Below are 18133 nucleotides of genomic sequence, written 5' to 3'. Positions count from 1 at the left end.
GTGCCTCAGGGCGCCGTCAGCGGCGACCGGCGGGGGATCGACGGCGTGACGAGCAGCGTCATCCCCGCCTCGGCCGGCGTCCGGTCGCTCTTGCGGTGGTTGCACCGCAAGCACGCCGCGACGGAGTTCTCCCACGTGAGGAGCCCGCCACGGGAGCGCGGCAGGATGTGGTCGACGGTCTCGGCCGGCCCGCCGCAGTAGCCGCACCGCTGGTCACGCGCCTTCACGGCCGCCTTGGTGCACAGCGGGATGCGCTTGTGGACCCAGCGCGTCACGACGTAGCGGACAAGGCGGAGGACCTTCGGGAGCGGGAACGGCCCGAACCGGGCCTCGGGGTGCGCCTCCTCGACAACGGCGACCTCGCGCACGAGCATCCGGATGGCGTGCCGCAGAGACACCCGCTGCAGCGGCTCGTAGCTGGCGTTCAGCACCAGCACGGTCCGCTGACGACGCGTGCCAGTGAGGTGGTGGGTCACCACCACGGGCTCGGCGACAGCTGTCATGGCACCGCCTCTCGACCGTTCCGTGCGATCAGCCTAGCCCGTCAGGTCGAGCGTCGGCGTCCTCTCAGCGGTGGCTGGACCGCGTTTTCTTGAGCCGGTCATGGGTTGCGGAAGGCTCAGCGCGGGAGGCCCGGGTAGGTGCGGAGCTCGGCCCAGGCGAAGGAGCTCTCGGCGATGTGGTCCTGGAGCTGGTCGGCAAACACGAGCCGTGCCTCGTCCACCGTCTGCTCGACCCCGGGTTGGTAGAGGAAGAAGCGGGCGGGATTCGTGTCGGCCGTCCCGAGCGTCAGGACGATCTCTCCCTGGCGGGTGCGGTCGAGATGGATTGACGTGACCTCCGACGGGCGCAGCATGTGCTGGACAACCGGAGTCACGATGTCGGCGAGCGCCGTCGTCAGGTCCACCGGTCGGCTCAGCCCGGTGGTCGCTTGCGTGGCGTGAGCCGGGTGTGCGGCAGCTCAGGGGCCGGCAGCACCGTGCCGTTCCACGCCTCCGGGAACGGCCCGTACGCGTCGGTGCTCCCGCCGCCGGTCGAGGCGTGCGCCTGCGCCATCCACTCCTCGCGGAAGCGCACGATCTCGTCGTGGCTGCGGCCGATGAAGTTCCACCACATCACGATCTCCTCGTCCAGCGGCTCGCCCCCGAGGAGGACGACGCGAGCCGGCGCGTCACCGGAGCGCAGGACCAGTGTCGTACGGCCGAGGGGGTGGTACGAGAGCGCTGCGGGTTCCACGTGGAACCCGTCGACCGCGACCGGGCCGAGGTCCACGAGGACGCCGTGCTCGTACGCAGGGTCGAGTTCGAAGCGGACCTCCTCGCCCGGCGGGAGCGTGATCTCGGCACCGAGGAGCGGTGTGAAGGTAGTGACGGGCGACGACGATCCGGCGAACGAACCGACGAAGGTGCGAACGGTCGCGGCACCGTGCTCGACGGGCCGGGTGACGAAGTGCTCGAACGCGCGGTCGGAGAAGCGTGCGGCCTCGGGCAGAGCGGTCCACAGCTGGACACCGTGGAGCGTCGCGGTCTCGGGTGTGGAGTACTCCGAGTGCGCGATGCCGCGCCCCGAGGTCATCAGGTTGACCTCGCCCGGGCGGATCCGCTGCACGGAGCCGACCGTGTCGCGGTGGTCCACCTCGCCCGTGAAGAGCCAGGTCACGGTCTGGAGACCGGTGTGCGGGTGCCCGGGGACGGCCATGCCGCCGCTCGTGCGTACGTCGTCGGGTCCATAGTGGTCGGCGAAGCACCACGCTCCGATGAGCGAGCGCGACCGCTGCGGGAGCGTACGGCGTACCGTCATCGCCCGCGGCCCACCCAGCGGCACCAGGCGCGGCTCGAGGACCTCGACGTCGACCTCGGCCGGCGCCGGGGGGCACGTGATCTCCTGCGGATGGAGCTCGCCGTTGCTCATGACACCAGTATCAGGGTCTTCCCCCAGTCGTCGCTCCGTACGTCGGGGGCAAAACCGATGTCGCACTGACACTGCCTTCACCTAGCGTGGTGAAGACATCCGCCCCTTTCAGGAGTTCTGCCATGTCTGACGGCCCGCTGCTCGCCACGACCCGCTCCGTCGCCGCCCGCGCGGTCGACCTTCACAAGACCTATGGCAAGCAAGAGGCCGAGGTGCGTGCGCTCGACGGTGTGAGCCTCGACGTGTACGAGGGCGAGTTCACGGCCGTCATGGGCCCGTCCGGCTCCGGCAAGTCGACCCTCATGCACCTTCTCGCCGCTCTCGACTCCGCGACCAGCGGCACGGTCTTCATCGGCGACACCGAGCTCTCCGACCTCAACGACAAGCAGCTGACCAAGCTCCGACGCGACGACGTCGGCTTCGTCTTCCAGGCGTTCAACCTCGTGCCGACCCTGACCGCCCAGGAGAACATCCTCCTTCCGCTGTCGATCGCGGGCCGCAAGCCCGACCAGGCCTGGTACGACGAGGTGATCGACACGGTCGGGCTCCGCGACCGGCTCGGCCACCGGCCCAACGAGATGTCCGGCGGCCAGCAGCAACGGGTCGCGGCGGCTCGCGCGCTGGTCGGTCGCCCCAAGATCGTGTTCGCCGACGAGCCGACCGGCAACCTCGACTCCACGTCGGGAGCAGAGGTCCTGAAGTTCCTCCAGCACAGCGTCCGCGAGCTCGGCCAGACCATCGTGATGGTGACCCACGATCCGGTCGCCGCCTCCTACACCGACCGCGTCGTCTTCCTCGCTGACGGCCGGGTGGTCGACGAGATGCAGGCGCCGACCGCCGAGACCGTGCTCGAGCGCATGGCGGCGATCCAGGTGCGTGCGCTCGAGGCGGCGGCCGTCGACGGTGGGGCAGCCTGATGCTGCGGGTGACCCTGCGCAACCTGCTCGCGCGCAAGGTGCGCCTGCTGATGAGCGCGTTCGCGATCGTGCTCGGCGTCGCGTTCGTCGCCGGCACCCTGATCTTCACCGACACGATGAGCAAGTCGTTCGACGGGATCGTCGAGGGGTCGACACCCGACGTGACGGTGCGCCCCGAGGGCACCGGCAGCTGGGACCAGGCGCCGAGCGCCGACACCCGGACGATTCCCGCGTCGCTGGTCACGGAGCTCGGCGAGCTCTCCGGTGCGGAGCGTGCCGACGGCAGCGTGCAGAGCCAGTCGCTGACGTTGGTGGGGTCCGACGGCAAGCTGGTGACCGGCTTCGGTCCGCCGACGCTGTCGTTCAGCTACGACAGCGCCCCCGCGATGACCGGAGAGCCGGCGGTGGTCATCGCCGAGGGCAGGGAGCCGACCGCCGACGGCGAGGTCGCGATCGACGGCACCAGCGCCGAGAAGGGCGGCTACGAGATCGGCGACACGGTGACCCTCGTGTCGACGGGCGACCAGCCGCGGCTCGAGGTCGAGCTCGTGGGCCTGGCCGAGTTCGGCGGCGGCTCGATGGCCGGAGCGTCGCTCGTGCTGTTCGACGTCGCCTATGCCCAGGAGCTGTTCCTGGACGGCAAGGACGTCTTCAACCAGGTGTCGCTCACGACGGCTGACGACGTCACGCAGCAGGAGCTCGCGTACGAGGCGGAGCAGATCCTGCCCGACGGCCTCGAGGCGATCACGGGCGACGCCGCCGCGGCGCAGACCGAGGACCTCATCGGAGAGATCCTGGGCTTCCTGACGACGATCCTCCTCGTCTTCGCGAGCATCGCGATCATCGTCGGCACGTTCCTCATCGTCAACACGTTCTCGATCCTGGTCGCCCAGCGCAGCCGTGAGCTCGCCCTGCTGCGCGCGCTCGGTGCGTCGCGCCGACAGGTGAGCCGGTCGGTCCTCATCGAGGCGCTGGTCGTCGGGCTGGTCGGGGCGACGGTCGGCGTCCTGCTCGGCATCGGGCTCGCGCAGGGTCTGACGGCGCTGTTCAAGAGCTTCGGCCTCGACGTCAGCGAGACGCCGCTGGTGATCGCACCGCGCACGTGGATCGTCGGCTACGTCGTCGGGGTCCTCGTCACCCTCGTGGCGGCGTACCTGCCGGCGCGGCGCGCCTCGCGCGTCGCCCCGGTCGCCGCGATGCGTGACGACGTCGCGCTCCCCGAGTCCTCGATGCGCCTGCGCATGCTGTTCGGTGCGATCCTGGTGGTCATCGGCGCCGGCCTCCTGTGGCTCGGGCTGAGCGGTGTCGACAACGGCGCGTGGTACGTCGGCGGCGGGGCGTTCTCGATCCTCATCGGGGTGTCGCTGATGAGCCCGCTGCTCAGCCACCCGGTTCTCATCGCGATCGGAGGGCTCTACCGCCCGTTCGGGCTGGTCGGCCGGATGGCCACCCAGAACTCCCTCCGCAACCCACGCCGTACGGCGGCCACGGCGTCGGCGCTGATGATCGGCCTGACGCTCGTGACGACCATGAGCATCCTCGGGTCGTCGGTCAACAAGTCCGTCGACGTCGGCGTCAAGAAGGAGTTCACCACCGACTTCATCCTGACGAACCCGGTCGGGGCGCCGTTCTCGACGTCGATCGCCGACCAGATCCGCGAGATCGACGGCGTCGGTGACGTGGTCGAGTCCCAGTTCGTCCCGGCGCGGGTGGACGGCGCGTTCGCCGCGGTGACGGCGACCGACCCCGCCCTGCTGTTCGACATGTTCGAGCTCGACGCGACCGTCGACTCGCTCGGGCCCGACGAGGTAGCAGTGCGCGAGGACAAGGCCGACGACCTCGGCCTCGTGGTCGGCGACACGCTGGAGGTCGAGACGCAGTCGGGCGACTACGAGCTGACGGTCGCCGGCACGTACCCCGAGACCAACGTGACCTCCGAGTACCTCACCTCGTTCGACTTCGTCGACACGATCAAGCTGACCCGTGAGGACACCTTCGTCGCCGTCAACGCAGCCGGCGGGACGAGCGGCGCCGACATCGAGGAGCCCGTACGCGACGTGGTGGCCGACATCCCCACGGTGGTCGTGCAGACCCAGGACGAGTTCATCGACTCCCAGCGCGACCAGATCAACGGCATCTTGATGCTCATCAACGCGCTGCTCGGCCTCGCGATCGTGATCGCCGCACTCGGCATCGTCAACACGCTCGCGCTGAGCGTCATCGAGCGCACCCGCGAGGTCGGCCTGCTGCGGGCGGTCGGGATGAGCAGGCGGCAACTGCGCCGCATGGTGCGGCTGGAGGCGGTCGCGATCGCGGTCCTCGGTGCGGTGCTCGGCATCGCGATGGGACTGGTGTTCGGCACGGTGCTCCAGCGCGTCCTCGACGACGAAGGCATCACCGAGCTCTCGATCCCGGTCGGCACGCTCATCGCGTACGTGATCATCGCCGCGGTGGTGGGCGTGCTCGCGGCGGTGTTCCCGGCGCTTCGGGCCTCGCGGCTCAACGTCCTGCGGGCGATCTCGACCGAGTAGCCCGTCCGGTTGCCCCCGTTTGGGGTGTACCCACCTACAACGGGAGGATCCCACCTCGAATACGGGGTGGGATCCCTGCGTTCGGGGTGCGAGCACCTCGTGCGGGTGCAAGCGTCAGCTGGCGAGGGACAGCGCGGCGGCGACCGCGAAGCCGACGACGGCGGCGAGTCCGGCCTTCTCGTGGATCTTCGACTGGGCCTCGGGGATCATCGCGCCGACGAGCATCACCAGCAGCGCCCCCGCCGCGAACCCGTCCACGAGCCCGACGAACGGTCCGGCCGTGATCTCCGCAGCGGCGTACCCTCCGGCCGTCGCCAGCATGCAGACCACCGCGACCGCCGTCCACAGCAGCAGGACGTGGCGCACCGGCGAGCCGGCCTCGCGCATGTCGGTCGCCGACCCGACGGCCTCCGGCAGGTTCGACACGAATATCGCCACCAGCAGGGCGACGCTGACGCCGCCTCCCTCGGCGATGCCGAGACCCAGGACCGCCTGCTCGGGGATGCCGTCGAGGAAGGCGCCCAGAGCGAGCGGGATGCCCGCCGCCCCGCCGGCACGTCCACCGACCCGTTCGACCATCCGGTCGGAGACGTAGAAGACCAGCGCGCCGAAGGCGAGGCCCGACGCCAGCGCCGCCGCACCGCCGGCCTCGAGGCCCTCCTCGAACAGCTCGTACGAGATGCTGGAGATCAACGCTCCCGCGCCGAACCCGAGCACGGTGCCGACGACGGCATCGCTCCAACGGTGCACGACGCCGAGGACGGCACCGAGCAGCAACGACGATGCCGCGACCGCGCCCCACAGAAGTGCTGTGCCCACGGACGCGATCATCCTCACTTCCCGGGCGGACGGCGATTTGGGGTGCTGGAGGCGTCCCGATAGACTGCCTTGGTTGCCCATCCGCCACCCGGTGCGAGGGGCGACAGATGCAGAGCCCTCCTGTCACGGAAGGACCGTGACCGTACAGACCGAAGGAGGTGGAGTTGCCTTGCGTCACTACGAAGTCATGGTGATCCTCGATCCCGACCTCGACGAGCGCACGGTCGCCCCGAGCCTGGACACGTACCTCAACGTGGTGCGTCAGGACGGTGGCACCGTCGACAACGTCGACATCTGGGGCAAGCGTCGTCTTGCCTACGAGATCAACAAGCGGTCCGAAGGGATCTACGCCGTGGTCGACCTGACCGCGACGCCCGCGACCGTCAAGGAGCTCGACCGTCAGCTCACGCTGAACGAGTCCGTCATGCGTACGAAGGTCCTTCGACCCGAGAAGTGACGGACGTCCGACACGTCGTCCCCAGTCGGCCCGCCCCCCGTGGTTTCCCACGGTCCACGGCCAAGGGGTCGCCACTGTCGGAGTCTTGATGTTGACTGCTAGCCAGCAGACATCCCGCGAACGTTGGAGTGAGACATGGCAGGCGAGACCGTCATCACCGTCGTCGGCAACCTTGTGGACGAGCCCGAGCTGCGGTTCACACCGTCGGGCGCCGCGGTTGCCAACTTCCGCATCGCCTCGACTCCGCGCACCTTCGACCGCCAGAGCGGCGAGTGGCGCGACGGAGACACGCTCTTCCTGGGCTGCGCCGTCTGGCGCCAGGCCGCCGAGAACGTGGCCGAGTCGCTGCAGAAGGGCATGCGGGTCATCGTGCAGGGGCGACTGAAGTCGCGTCAGTACGAGACCCGTGAGGGCGAGAAGCGCACCGTGTTCGAGATCGACGTCGACGAGGTCGGTCCGAGCCTGCGCAGCGCGACCGCCAAGGTCACCAAGGCCTCCCGCTCCGGCGGTGGCGGCCAGGGTGGCGGCTACTCCGGCGGCGGCCAGGGCGGCCAGGGGTTCGGTGGAGGCCAGCAGGCCCCCGCCAACGACCCGTGGTCCTCTCCCGCACCGCAGGGTGGCAACGCTGGCAACGATCCGTGGGCGAGCACGCCCGCCGGCTCGAACGACGAACCGCCGTTCTGAGTCACGGATCTAGAGAAAGAACAGCACGGATCATCGAACACCATGGCGGTCTACTGACCGCCGCGTCATTCCGACCCGTCCTGCGGGTCGGGCTCACCGGAAGGGAGCACCACAATGGCTGCCAAGCCCGCTGTTCGTAAGCCGAAGAAGAAGAGCAACCCGCTCAAGGCTGCGAAGATCACCTACATCGACTACAAGGACACGACCCTCCTGCGGAAGTTCATCTCCGACCGCGGAAAGATCCGCGCTCGCCGCGTGACGGGTGTGTCTGTCCAGGAGCAGCGCAAGATCGCCACGGCGATCAAGAACGCGCGCGAGATGGCGCTCCTGCCGTACACCTCGACCGGTCGCTGATCGTAGGGGAAGGAGAACACCATGAAGCTCATCCTCACCCACGAGGTCACCGGACTCGGTGCCCCCGGCGACATCGTCGAGGTCAAGGGCGGCTACGGCCGCAACTTCCTGCTGCCCCGCAACTACGCGATCCTGTGGTCCAAGGGCGCGGAGAAGCAGGTCGAGTCGATCAAGAAGGCCCGTGAGGCCCGCGCGATCCACGATCTCGACGACGCCAAGGCCGCCAAGCAGAAGCTCGAGTCGAGCACTGTGAAGGTTCCGGTTCGCGCCGGCTCCGAGGGCCGCCTCTTCGGTGCGATCACCGTCTCGGACGTCGCCAACGCGCTCAAGGGCGCCGGCTCGACCGTCGACAAGCGTCGCATCGAGATCGGCAACCCGATCAAGGCCCTCGGCACCTACGACGTCCAGGTGCGCGTGCACCCGGAGGTCACCGCCAAGGTCACGATCAACGTGGTTGCCGCTGCCTGATCCCAGGCATCCGGCACACGCTGCGAAGGACCCGTCGCCCCTGTGGGGGTGGCGGGTCCTTCTGCGTGGGTGCGTCTCAGGCGTCGGGATCGGTCCGCCGGGCCAGGTCCGCGACCACCGCAACCAGGTCGCCGTCGACACCGACGCGGCGCTGGTGGTCCGCGCCGCTCCCGGATGACAGGAGCCGCTCGATGCCCTCACGCACGTACGCCGCGTCGCCCGCCGCTGCGAGAGCCTCGCCCACGTGCGTGACGAGCCGGTCGAGCACCTCGCCGGCTGGTCGCAGCTCACGCGTTGCCGGGTCGAAGAGCCGCTCGCTGACCCCGTGCCGAGCGGCCTGCCACCGCGAGCCGCGGAGCAGCTCGACCCGCCACGGGTCGACCGCGCGGCCGTCCGACCAGGCGCGCGCCTCCGTCTCGACGAGCGCCCGCACCAGAGCCGCGACGAGGATCCCGTCGCGACGGTCGGTGCACACGTCGGCGACGCGGATCTCGATGGTGGGCAGGGCCCGCGCGATCCGGGCGTCGAAGTAGACCATGCCCTCGTCGAGCGCGGCACCCGACGCGATCAGCTCGCGGACCGCCCGGTGGTAGGTGTCCGCGTCGCCGAACGGCTCGACCGGGCCGGCGGTCGGCCAGGCGGTCCAGGATCGCGAACGCCAGCTGGCGTAGTCGGTGTCACGACCGTCGGCGTACGGCGAGTTCGCGCTGATCGCGAGGAGGATCGGCAGCCATGGCTGGATGCGGTCCATCACGCCGACCGCCTCGTCGTCACTGTCGACATCGATGTGGACGTGCATCCCGCAGACGGCGGCGAACCGTCCGATCTCGCCGGCCTCCTCGACCATGCGTTCGTAGCGGGGCTTGGGCGTCACGTGCGACTCCCCGCTGGGAAGCGGGGGTGTCCCTGACGCGATCAGCGACGCGCCGGCCGATCTCGCTGCGGCGACGGCCTGTCGGCGGATCTCCTCCAGCTCAGCCGCGAGATCGTCGAGCGACGCGTGCGGCTCGGTCATCGTCTCGATCTGCTCGAGGAACAGCTCGTGCTCGATCTCGGCATCACCCGAGTGCCGTCGCATCGCGCGCTCGGACAGTGCCGTCGTGCGACCTGTCTTCGGATCGACGAGCAGCATCTCTTCTTCGAGCCCGATCTTCCGCATCGCACGAGTCTCGCGGTTCGCGGCGCCGTCCGCAGACTCAGCGCAGCAGGCGACCGATGGTCGACGCGTCGAGCGCTCCGTGGAGGACCGAGACGTCGTCGTAGACCTCCGCGGCGCCGGCACCCCGCAGCTCTTCCGGGCCAGCACCACCGGTCCGTACGCCGAGGAACGGGACGCCCGCCCGCTGCGCGGCGAGTCCGTCCCACACGGCGTCTCCGACCAGGACGGCCCGTGAGGTATCGACATCGACCTTGTCCAGCGCGGCCTGCACGATGTCGGGCTGCGGCTTGGCGTCCTCCACGTCGTCGGCGTTGGTCACCGCATCGACGAGGTCGTCGCAGTCCAGGGCCTTGCGCAGCCGGGCGAGCTCGTCGGGAGGGGCAGACGTCGCGAGCACGATCAGGACGCCGCGGTCGCGTAGCTCGCGCAGGAGTGGTCGCGTCCCGTCGAACCGACGCAGCTCGCCGGCGAGGTCGGCGTACTCGGAAGCATGGAGGTCCTTCGCGGCGGTGCGGTCGGCCTCGCTCGCCCCACCGGCGAGATCATCGAGGAGGCGGTCGCCGTCCATCCCGATCGCACGGTGGACCCGCCAGTCGTCGACCGTGATCCCCGCCTTGCGGAAGGCAGTCCTCCACGCCTGCACGTGGAGGTAGTTGGAGTCGACGAGGGTCCCGTCGATGTCGAAGAGTACGGCGGCGCGCTCAGCCATCTGTGCTCCCGTTCAGCTCTTCCAGCCGTGGTCGCAAGTTCGTACGGACGTGGTCGAAGAAGGCACCCATCTCCTCCGGCGGGCCGGCGTTCATGAGGACGAGGTGGTCGAACCCGGTGTCGAGGAAGCGCTGGGCGACCTCGAGGTGACGCTCGGTGTCGGGTCCGCAGCCGAACGCGGCCCGCATGTCCTCGACGCGCACCGTCGCGGTCGCCGCCTCGAAGTTGACGGGGTTCGGCAGCTCGGACTGCACCTTCCACCCGGCGAGGCCGAAGCGCATCGTCCGGTGTGCGGCCTCCGCGGCGGCCTCGACGTCGAGCGAGTAGGCGAGCGGCACCTCGGCGTACCGCGGCCCGGTCCCACCGGCCGATGCGTACGCGTCCACGAGCTCCGCCTTGGGCTCGGTCGCGAACAGTCCGTCGCCGAGCTCGGCGGCAAGCTTGGCGGCCTCTTCACCGCCCGCGGCGACGACGATCCGCGGGGGAGTGTCCGGGAGGTCGAAGACCCTCGCGTCCTCGAGGTCGAAGTACTGTCCGGAGAACGAGTGGTAGCCGCCGGTGAAGAGCGCATGGATGATCTCGAGCGCCTCGGTGAGCATGTCGTGCCGGACCGACACCGAGGGCCAGCCGCCACCGACGATGTGCTCGTTGAGGTTCTCGCCCGACCCCACGCCGAGCGTGAACCGGCCGCTGCTCAGCACCGCAGTCGTCGCCGCCATCTGCGCCACGATCGCGGGGTGGTACCGCATGATCGGGCACGTCACACCCGTCGCCAGCCCGATCCGGGTGGTCCGGGCGGCGATGGCGCCCAGCATCGAGAACGCGAAGCCGGAGTGCTGCTGGGAGTACAACCACGGATGGAAGTGGTCGCTGACCTCGACGAAGTCGAAGCCGGCCCGCTCCGCCGCGACGGCCTGCTCCACGATCTCCAGCGGGTCGAAGCTCTCTGCCATGAGCTTGAACCCGATGCGCAGCCGGTCGGTGGTCATACCCTCACCTTCCGTCCAGAAGGGGACTTTCGCAGGCTGAGCGACCGATGAGACTTGACCGTACGGTGAGTCTCCCGATTGACAGCGCTGGTCGCTGCCGGTTCGCTTGGCGTACGAGAGGGGTGGAGCGATGCGCGCGATGTGGAAGGGCACGGTCTCGTTCGGCCTGGTGAGCATCCCGATCAAGATGTACGGCGCCACAGCGACGCACGACATCTCGTTCCGGCAGGTACGCCGCAGCGACGGGTCACGGGTGAAGTACAAGCGGGTCGCCGAGGCCGACGGCGAGGTCGTCGAGTACTCGGAGATCGCCAAGGGGTACGAGCTGCCGGACGGACGCATGGTCGTCCTCACGGACGACGACATGGAGCAGCTGCCGCTGCCGACGAAGAAGATCGTGGACGTCCTCGAGTTCGTCCCGCTCGAGCAGATCGACCCGATCCTCTACAACAAGAGCTACTTCCTGGAGCCGGACACCAACGCCGGCCTCAAGCCGTACCTCCTGCTGCGCGAGGCGCTCGAGTCCTCCGACATGGTGGCCGTGGTCAAGGTGACGATCGGCACACGCGAGCAGATGGCGACGATCCGTGTGCGCGACGGCGTCCTGACGATGAGCACGCTGCTGTGGGCCGACGAGGTGCGCAAGCCCGAGTTCAGCTTCCTCGGGGAGGACCTCGACCTGCGCCCGCAGGAGGTGAAGATGGCGCAGTCTCTGCTCGCGAGCATGGAGAGCGACTTCGATCCCGAGGAGTACACCGACGAGTACGAGGTGGCGCTCGACGAGCTCGTCGAGGCCAAGCTCGAGGGCAACGAGGTCATCCAGCCCGCCGTCGGTGAGGGCGAGGAGGAGGCCGACAACGTGGTCGATCTGATGGCCGCGCTCCAGGCGTCCATCGACCGGGCGAAGAAGGGGGAGGGCGAGTCGGTGGCCGGTGTCGACGCCGACAAGAAGCCCGCCAAGAAGACTGCGGCGGCGAAGAAGTCGACGACGAAGAAGACGGCGGCCAAGAAGGAACCGGCGAAGAAGGCGGCGGCCAAGAAGGCGCCCGCGAAGAAGGCGGCGGCGAAGAAGACCACCACGAAGAAGACAGCAGCGAAGAAGGCTACGGCCAAGAAGGCGTCCTGAGACTATGCGGTGGATCGGGGCCACATGCTGACACTGATCGACCGCAGTCACCCCAGTTCCGGCCACCGCAGCCGACACGCCGACCGCGGTTACCTCGTGAGTCCTGTCAGTGCCTGCCCGCACACTCGGTACGTAAGGGTTTCCCCGGTCCTTCGAGAGGTGAGGCGTGATGAGCGAGCTGGTCGTGATGTGCATCGACTGCGACGCTGAGTTCGTCGAGGGCGAGGGCTGGCTCGACCGGTGCGCTGAGTGCTGCATGGTCCTCGACGAGCACCTCAGCGGCATGCACGTCCAGATGCAGGCGGTCTGCGTGAGCTGCGCGTCGAGCGCCGACGCGACGAGCCGCCGCGTGAACGCCGCCTGACCCCGCGGGCTACGCGCCGACGACCATCCAGCGATCGGTTCGCTCCCGCAGCACCAGCGTGATCATGCGGGCCACCATGAACGCCGCGTACGCGACCCAGAGCCACACCAGCCCACCTCCGAGCAACCACACCGCCACCGCCAGCGGGGCATACGCGACGAGGGTGACGACGCCCGCCCACGCGAGGTAGGCGCCGTCGCCCGCCCCGATCAGCACTCCGTCCAGTACGAACACGACGCCCGAGATCGGCTGCGTCAACGCGATCACGACGAGCGCCCCGACCAGGAGGTGCTGGACGTTCACGTCGGACGTGAACAGGCCCGGCAGCCACGGCACGGATGCGAGCAGGAGCACCGCGGCGGCTGTGCCCGACGCGACGCCCCACCCGATCATCCGCCGGGTGGTGGCACGCGTGCCGGTGACGTCACCCGCACCGAGCGAGCGTCCGGTGAGGGTCTGCCCCGCGATGGCGATCGCGTCCAGTGCGAAGGCGAGGATGGTCACCACCGTCACCGCGATCTGGTGCGCGGCGAGCGCTGCCGAGCCCATCGTCGCTGCGACCGCCGTCGCGATCAGGAGCGCGGCCCGCAGGGTGAGCGTACGGACGACCAGGGCGACGCCAGCGCGTGCGGCCTCGTGGATGCCGGAGCGCTGCGGGCGTACGGGGGCATGCTGGGCGCGCACCGCGCGGACCACGACGTACGCGAGGAAGACGCCCGAGCCGAGCTGGGCGACCGTGGTGCCGATCGCGGCGCCGCGGATCCCCATGTCGAGCCCGTAGACCAGGGCGATGTTGAGGACGACGTTCACGATGTTCGCGATGACGACGGTGTAGAGCGGGGTCTTGAGGTCCTGCATCCCTCGCAGGACGCCGGTCGCGGCGAGCACGACCAGCATCGCCGGGATGCCGGGCGCCGCCCAGACGAGATAGGTGACGGCCTGGTCCGTCACGGCGGCGTCGGCACCGAACGCCCCGATGATCACGGAGGCCCCCGCGCCGGCGATCAGCGCGGCCAGCGCGCCGAGAATGACGGCGAGCCAGACGCCGCTCATCCCAGTCGTCATCGCCGCGCGCAGGTCGCCCGCGCCGATGTGGCGGCCGACCGAGGCCGTGGTGCCGTACGCGAGGAACACGCACAGCCCGACGAACGTCTGCAGCACTGTCGACGCGAGCGCGAGGCCGGCGAGCGGGTCGGTGCCGAGGTGCCCGATGATCGCGGTGTCGGCGGCGAGCATCAGCGGCTCGGAGACGAGCGCTGCGAACGCCGGGACCGCGATGCGGAAGATCTCGCGGTCGCGCGCGTCCAGGTGCCTCACGCGTCTCAGTCTCGCCCAACGGCTGCGGCCCCCGGCGCGCGGTCCACCGCACCCGACCGTCGACGGATGCCCGGGCGGGTGAGCGCGAGCAGGCCCGCGGTCGTGCACGCGAGGGCGGAGACCCCGAGGACGACCGCCGGTTCGACCACGTCGAGCGCCAGCGCGCCCACGGCCGCGCCGATCGGGGAGGCCGTCTGGAGAAGGGCGCGCTGCGTCCCGAAGAGCCTTCCGTGCCGGCTCGCCGGTGCCCACTGCTGGAGGGCGGTGGTCTCCACCGCCGAGTACGGACCCCACACGGCGCCCGACAGGAGCATCAGGACTGCGGCCGTGGGCACGGCGTCCAGCAGGACGAGCGGAAACGTCACCAGCCCCCACGTCACCGCGTTGAGCGCGTTGACGACGCCCGGACGCCACCGCGAGAGCCGCGGCGCCAGCGGAAGCGTCGCGATGGCGCCGATCCCGAACACGATCCAGACGAGACCGTACGCATCGGCACCGCCGCCGAGGTCGTCGCGCACGAACGGAGGCATCGCCGGCTCGAAGGGACCGTACGCGGCGTAGTAGACGACCGAGAGGGCCACCAGGGTCGTCACGCCGGGGATGCGCCACGGCGAACCGTCGGCCGCGGACGCCGTCTCGCCGTCCGCCGTCGCCGCGTGCCGATCGCCACGAGGCAGGAGCGCCGCGATCACCGCGACGCCGAGCATGAGCACCGCGGGTACGGCGAGGGTCGCGCCGATCCCGAACGTGGTCAGCGCCGCTCCCAGGGCGGCGGCGGAGAGGATCAGCGGCAGCTGGTCGCCGAGGGCGAGGAGTGTGTTGGCACGCGCACGCAGCGGTGCCGGCTCGTAGCGGACGACGAGCGTGCGGCACGCGGCGTACGACATGGGGGCGGTCGCGCCTGCGGCGGCGGTGAGTGCGACGACGACAGGAAGCTCGAGCGAGTCGTCGGCGGCCGTGAGCGCGAGCGCGCTCAGCAGGACCGTGCGCGTGAGCGCGTCGACGAGGAGCATCGCGCGCGGGCCGAAACGGTCGACGGCTCGTCCACCGAGGACGCCGCTGAACAGCACGGGGAGCCGGGTGGCGAGGACGAGGAGAGCGGTCTGTGCACCGCTCCACCCCTGGGGCTCGGCCAGCCAGAGCAGCGCGAAGAGGACGAAGGCGTCGGCTGTTGCCGCGAGCACCCAGGCAGCGGCGACGGCGCGCATCGGTGCGCTCAGCCGTGCGCGGCCGGGTGCCGCCGGCAGGGTCATGTGGTCACCGACGCGTCCACCGGGCACTGCGGCTCGCACCGGGCCCAGGTGCACGTGCGGCAGGCGCGGTCGGCATCGGGCCTGGTGCGAGGCGTACGGAGCAGGGCCTTCGCCAGCAGGTCCGCCAGCACGTCGCGCTCCTCGGCCGTGAGACCGACGAGCACGTCGGCCATCGCCGCGTCGCGCGCACGGTCCCACGCGGTCAGCCGGCGTCGCGCCGTGGTGGTGAGGGTAAGGACGACCTCGCGGCCCGAGCGGCGACGGCGTACGAGCCCGAGCTGCTCGAGGCGGTCGACGAGACGGACGGTGCCCGACTGGGTGAGCCCCACCCGGGACCGCAACCATTCGACGGTGGCGCCCGGGTGGTTCACGACGAGGGTCAGCGCTTCCACGTCGCGCATCCCGAGGCCCTCGGGCAGCGCCTCGGTGAGGCGGTCGGCACCCGCGGTGACGGCCGCCGCCCAGACGTTCGAGGTATGCATGACTCATGCATACCTCACGTGCGGATGTCGCGCCTCCGGAACCCCACGAAACCAGCGGCGAGGAGCACGGCCGCGACCGCCGTCAGCCACAGCAGCGGCGGCCACGACAGATCCTCGAGCGGCACGAGCGCCGGGTGCGAGAACGGCGAGATGCCGTCGACCCAGTCGGGGAAGTCGAGCAGCGGCCCGAAGAACATCACCACCGCCGCGTACACGATGCCGAGCCACGCCAACGACGCGAACCGCGGCACGAGGCCGAGCAGCGCGACGGCGAGGCCGACCATCACCCAGATCGCAGGGGCGTACGACAGCCCGGCCCAGGTGAGTGGCCACACCTCACCGAAGTCGCCGGAGACCCACCCGTTCATCAACCCGGTGGCGAAGCCGGCGAGGGCGATGCCCAGCGTCGACGCGCCGAGAGCGACGAGCACGTGGCCGCCCAGGTAGGAGGGGCGCGGGAGCGCTGTCGCGAGCAACGGCTCGAGCCGTCCGCTGACCTCCTCGGCACGTGCGCGGAGGGCCGACGCGACGCCGAAGGCTGCCGCGGCGATCGCGAGCAGGAGCACGGCGCTGGCGTAGAAGCCGTCGATCAGGGCCTGTCCGCCGGTCTCTCCACCAGTCATCACGTCGGACAGGTCGCCGTCTCCGATGAGGTCGCCGACGTCGTCGCCGATGGAGCCGTACGCGAGTCCACCGACAGCGAGCCCGATCAGCCAGCCGATCACGGTCGGGCGCTGGAGACGCCAGGCGAGCTCGTACGCGCCGCCGCGCCAGGCGCGGGCCGCCGGTCCAGGTCGTGCGGCGACGAGCCCGGCACCGAAGTCGCGCCGCTCGTACAAGACGCGCGCCAACCCGACCAGCGCCGCCGCGACGACGAGCGAGAGCAGCGCCGGCCACCACCGCTCGTCGTCGTACGCACGCATCTGCTGGCCCCAACCGATCGGTGACAGCCACGACAGGGTGCCATCACCGACGTCGCCGACCGCGCGCAGCAGGTAGGAGAGGGCGAGCACGCCGCCGCTCATGCCCCAGGCGCCGCGGGTCGTGCTCGACACCTGGCAGAACACGAGAGCGAAGCCCATGAACACCAGGCCCGCGCACCCGAGCGCCAGCGCGAGCGCCCACGACCCGACCGCGGGAAGGCCGGAGGCGATGAGCACGAGGGCGACCGCGACGACGAGGACGACGTTGATCGCAGTCGTGACGAGGAGTGCTGCGGCAGTCGTGGCCGAGCGGCCCACGACGTCTGCGCGGATCAGCTCGTCCTGACCGTTCTCCTCGCCGGCCCGGGTCAGGCGTACGACGAGGAACGTGGACATGAGGCCGGCCAGGATCGCGCCGAACGCCGAGGTCTGCCATGCGGTCTGGCCCCCGAGCGTGTCGAGCGCGTAGTCGGGCCCCGCCATCGCGATCAGGGCGGCGTTGCCCTGGACCGAGGCGGCGAGACGGTCGAGCGAGGCCTGGTCGGGGTACGTCGCTGCGAGGCTCACCGCGGTGATGTAGTAGAGCGCCGTGATCCCGAGGACCCACCACACCAGCGAGAACCGGGTGCGACGCAGTGCCAACCGGACCAGCGTGCCGGTGCCGGTGAACGAGTCCATCACGCCACCGGCTCCTCGTCACCGACGGGGATCTCGTCTCCGTAGTGGCGAAGGAACAGCTCTTCGAGAGTCGGCGGGGTGCTCGTCAAGGCGGTGATGCCGAACTGGCCGAGGTGGAGGAGCGTCTCACCGATCCGCGCGGTGTCGACGTCGAAGCGGGCCCGCGCCCCGCCCTGCTCGACGACCAGGTCGTAGATGCCGTCGCGCGCGTCGAGGCCCTCGATCGGGCGAGATGCGGTCACGTCGACGGCCGTACGGGTCAGGTGCCGGAGCTCCGCGAGCGTGCCGGACTCGACCGTACGACCCTCGCGGATGATCGTCACGCGGTCGCACAGCGCCTCGACCTCGCTCAGGATGTGGCTGGAGAGGAGGACGGTGCGGCCCTCCTGCCGCATCTCCTGCACGGTGTCGCGGAAGACCTCTTCCATGAGCGGGTCGAGGCCGGAGGTGGGCTCGTCGAGGAGCAGCAGCTCCGTCCTGGCGGCGAGGCCGGCGATGAGCGCGACCTTCTGGCGGTTGCCCTTCGAGTAGGTGCGCCCGCGTTTTGTCGGGTCGAGCTGGAAGCGCTCGATGAGGTCGTCCCGTCTCGCCGTGTCGACGCCGCCGCGCAGCCGGCCGAGGAGGTCGATGACCTCGCCGCCGGAGAGGTTCGGCCACAGAGTGACGTCACCCGGGATGTACGCGAGCCGCCGGTGGAGCGCGGTCGCGTCCGACCACGGGTCGCCGTCGAGGAGCCGGACCGTGCCGCCGTCGTGGCGGAGCATGCCGAGCAGGATGCGGATGGTGGTGGACTTCCCCGCGCCGTTGGGGCCGAGGAAGCCGTGCACCTCGCCGGTCTCGACGCTGAGGTCGAGGCCGTCCAAGGCGTGTGTCGCTCCGAAGCTCTTGCGGAGCCCTTGGATCGTGATCGTGTCGCTCACCTTGCCGACGGTACACATCTTTCATAATCTTGTGAAGACAGTGGACGACGCTCGATGATGAGAAAAGATGCCA

20 protein-coding genes are annotated in these 18133 nt (G+C 70.2%); 8 read left to right on the top strand and 12 right to left on the bottom strand.

Going from position 1 to position 18133, the window contains the following annotated elements; all coding sequences use genetic code 11:
- Window positions 1-5 precede the first annotated feature (5 nt).
- From AB3M34_RS22020 to AB3M34_RS22010, 3 genes are all read right to left on the bottom strand, one after another.
- Entirely contained in the window at window positions 6-503 is a 498-nt protein-coding gene (locus AB3M34_RS22020) for an HNH endonuclease (RefSeq protein ID WP_370617001.1), read from the bottom strand.
- Between the two features lie 116 nt (window positions 504-619).
- Window positions 620-907, bottom strand: coding sequence for a hypothetical protein (locus AB3M34_RS22015; RefSeq protein WP_370617000.1), 288 nt, complete (start codon window positions 905-907; stop codon window positions 620-622).
- Between the two features lie 8 nt (window positions 908-915).
- Entirely contained in the window at window positions 916-1911 is a 996-nt protein-coding gene (locus tag AB3M34_RS22010) for a pirin family protein (protein WP_370616999.1), read from the bottom strand.
- Between the two features lie 122 nt (window positions 1912-2033).
- On the opposite strand from AB3M34_RS22010, the gene AB3M34_RS22005 reads away from it, so the two are divergent.
- Together AB3M34_RS22005 and AB3M34_RS22000 are read left to right on the top strand one after the other, a co-directional pair.
- Window positions 2034-2828, top strand: a complete 795-nt coding sequence (locus AB3M34_RS22005) for an ABC transporter ATP-binding protein (RefSeq protein ID WP_370616998.1) — start codon at window positions 2034-2036, stop codon at window positions 2826-2828.
- Window positions 2828-5359 carry an ABC transporter permease gene (locus AB3M34_RS22000; protein ID WP_370616997.1) on the top strand — a complete coding sequence of 844 codons (2532 nt, stop codon included), beginning with the start codon at window positions 2828-2830 and terminating at the stop codon, window positions 5357-5359. The genes AB3M34_RS22005 and AB3M34_RS22000 overlap by 1 nt, the downstream gene beginning before the upstream one ends.
- A gap of 114 nt (window positions 5360-5473) precedes the next feature.
- Here AB3M34_RS22000 and AB3M34_RS21995 read toward each other — a convergent pair whose 3' ends face one another.
- On the bottom strand, window positions 5474-6178 hold the full coding sequence (locus AB3M34_RS21995; RefSeq protein ID WP_370616996.1) for a ZIP family metal transporter: 705 nt from the start codon (window positions 6176-6178) through the stop codon (window positions 5474-5476).
- 169 nt (window positions 6179-6347) lie between these two features.
- Here AB3M34_RS21995 and rpsF point away from each other — a divergent pair, with 169 nt between their 5' ends.
- The 4 genes from rpsF to rplI all read left to right on the top strand — a co-directional run bounded on the left by rpsF (window position 6348) and on the right by rplI (window position 8141).
- Window positions 6348-6635, top strand: coding sequence for a 30S ribosomal protein S6 (gene rpsF / locus AB3M34_RS21990; RefSeq protein WP_370616995.1), 288 nt, complete (start codon window positions 6348-6350; stop codon window positions 6633-6635).
- Between the two features lie 135 nt (window positions 6636-6770).
- Complete coding sequence (locus AB3M34_RS21985) at window positions 6771-7319, top strand: single-stranded DNA-binding protein (protein WP_370616994.1); 549 nt, start codon at window positions 6771-6773, stop codon at window positions 7317-7319.
- A gap of 114 nt (window positions 7320-7433) precedes the next feature.
- Window positions 7434-7673, top strand: coding sequence for a 30S ribosomal protein S18 (rpsR, locus tag AB3M34_RS21980; RefSeq protein ID WP_149767974.1), 240 nt, complete (start codon window positions 7434-7436; stop codon window positions 7671-7673).
- A gap of 21 nt (window positions 7674-7694) precedes the next feature.
- The gene (gene rplI / locus AB3M34_RS21975) at window positions 7695-8141 is read left to right on the top strand and encodes a 50S ribosomal protein L9 (RefSeq protein ID WP_370616993.1); all 447 of its coding nucleotides are present in this window, start codon (window positions 7695-7697) and stop codon (window positions 8139-8141) included.
- A gap of 76 nt (window positions 8142-8217) precedes the next feature.
- On the opposite strand, the gene AB3M34_RS21970 is transcribed toward rplI, so the two are convergent.
- From AB3M34_RS21970 to AB3M34_RS21960, 3 genes are read right to left on the bottom strand one after another with little or no spacing between them, the layout of a single operon-like run.
- Window positions 8218-9300 carry a carboxylate-amine ligase gene (locus AB3M34_RS21970; RefSeq protein ID WP_370616992.1) on the bottom strand — a complete coding sequence of 361 codons (1083 nt, stop codon included), beginning with the start codon at window positions 9298-9300 and terminating at the stop codon, window positions 8218-8220.
- A 37-nt stretch (window positions 9301-9337) separates the two neighbouring features.
- Entirely contained in the window at window positions 9338-10009 is a 672-nt protein-coding gene (locus AB3M34_RS21965) for an HAD family hydrolase (protein WP_370616991.1), read from the bottom strand.
- Window positions 10002-10997 carry a TIGR03557 family F420-dependent LLM class oxidoreductase gene (locus tag AB3M34_RS21960; RefSeq protein WP_370616990.1) on the bottom strand — a complete coding sequence of 332 codons (996 nt, stop codon included), beginning with the start codon at window positions 10995-10997 and terminating at the stop codon, window positions 10002-10004. The genes AB3M34_RS21965 and AB3M34_RS21960 overlap by 8 nt, the downstream gene beginning before the upstream one ends.
- A 130-nt stretch (window positions 10998-11127) precedes the next feature.
- Between AB3M34_RS21960 and AB3M34_RS21955 the strand changes: the two genes are divergently transcribed.
- Together AB3M34_RS21955 and AB3M34_RS21950 are read left to right on the top strand one after the other, a co-directional pair.
- Window positions 11128-12123 carry a Ku protein gene (locus tag AB3M34_RS21955; RefSeq protein WP_370616989.1) on the top strand — a complete coding sequence of 332 codons (996 nt, stop codon included), beginning with the start codon at window positions 11128-11130 and terminating at the stop codon, window positions 12121-12123.
- 169 nt (window positions 12124-12292) lie between these two features.
- Window positions 12293-12487 (top strand): hypothetical protein, encoded by a 195-nt coding sequence (locus tag AB3M34_RS21950; protein WP_370616988.1) that lies wholly within the window; start codon window positions 12293-12295, stop codon window positions 12485-12487.
- A gap of 9 nt (window positions 12488-12496) precedes the next feature.
- Here the strand turns inward: AB3M34_RS21950 and AB3M34_RS21945 are convergent, their stop codons facing one another.
- The 5 genes from AB3M34_RS21945 to AB3M34_RS21925 are packed head-to-tail and all read right to left on the bottom strand — an operon-like array spanning window position 12497 to window position 18060.
- On the bottom strand, window positions 12497-13804 hold the full coding sequence (locus tag AB3M34_RS21945) for an MATE family efflux transporter (protein ID WP_370616987.1): 1308 nt from the start codon (window positions 13802-13804) through the stop codon (window positions 12497-12499).
- A gap of 5 nt (window positions 13805-13809) precedes the next feature.
- Window positions 13810-15057, bottom strand: a complete 1248-nt coding sequence (locus tag AB3M34_RS21940) for an MFS transporter (protein ID WP_370616986.1) — start codon at window positions 15055-15057, stop codon at window positions 13810-13812.
- Window positions 15054-15539, bottom strand: a complete 486-nt coding sequence (locus AB3M34_RS21935) for a MarR family transcriptional regulator (protein ID WP_370616985.1) — start codon at window positions 15537-15539, stop codon at window positions 15054-15056. Before AB3M34_RS21935 ends, AB3M34_RS21940 begins: the two co-directional genes overlap by 4 nt.
- Window positions 15540-15553: 14 nt before the next feature.
- Window positions 15554-17140 carry an ABC transporter permease gene (locus tag AB3M34_RS21930; RefSeq protein ID WP_370616984.1) on the bottom strand — a complete coding sequence of 529 codons (1587 nt, stop codon included), beginning with the start codon at window positions 17138-17140 and terminating at the stop codon, window positions 15554-15556.
- Complete coding sequence (locus AB3M34_RS21925; RefSeq protein ID WP_370616983.1) at window positions 17140-18060, bottom strand: ABC transporter ATP-binding protein; 921 nt, start codon at window positions 18058-18060, stop codon at window positions 17140-17142. The genes AB3M34_RS21930 and AB3M34_RS21925 overlap by 1 nt, the downstream gene beginning before the upstream one ends.
- Between the last annotated feature and the right edge of the window lie 73 nt (window positions 18061-18133).

Origin of the sequence: Mumia sp. Pv4-285, assembly GCF_041320275.1 — a bacterium.
Classification (GTDB): Bacteria; Actinomycetota; Actinomycetes; order Propionibacteriales; family Nocardioidaceae; genus Mumia; species Mumia qirimensis.
The sequence above is the reverse complement of the archived record's forward strand: the minus strand, read 5'-3'. Positions and strand labels throughout refer to the sequence as shown.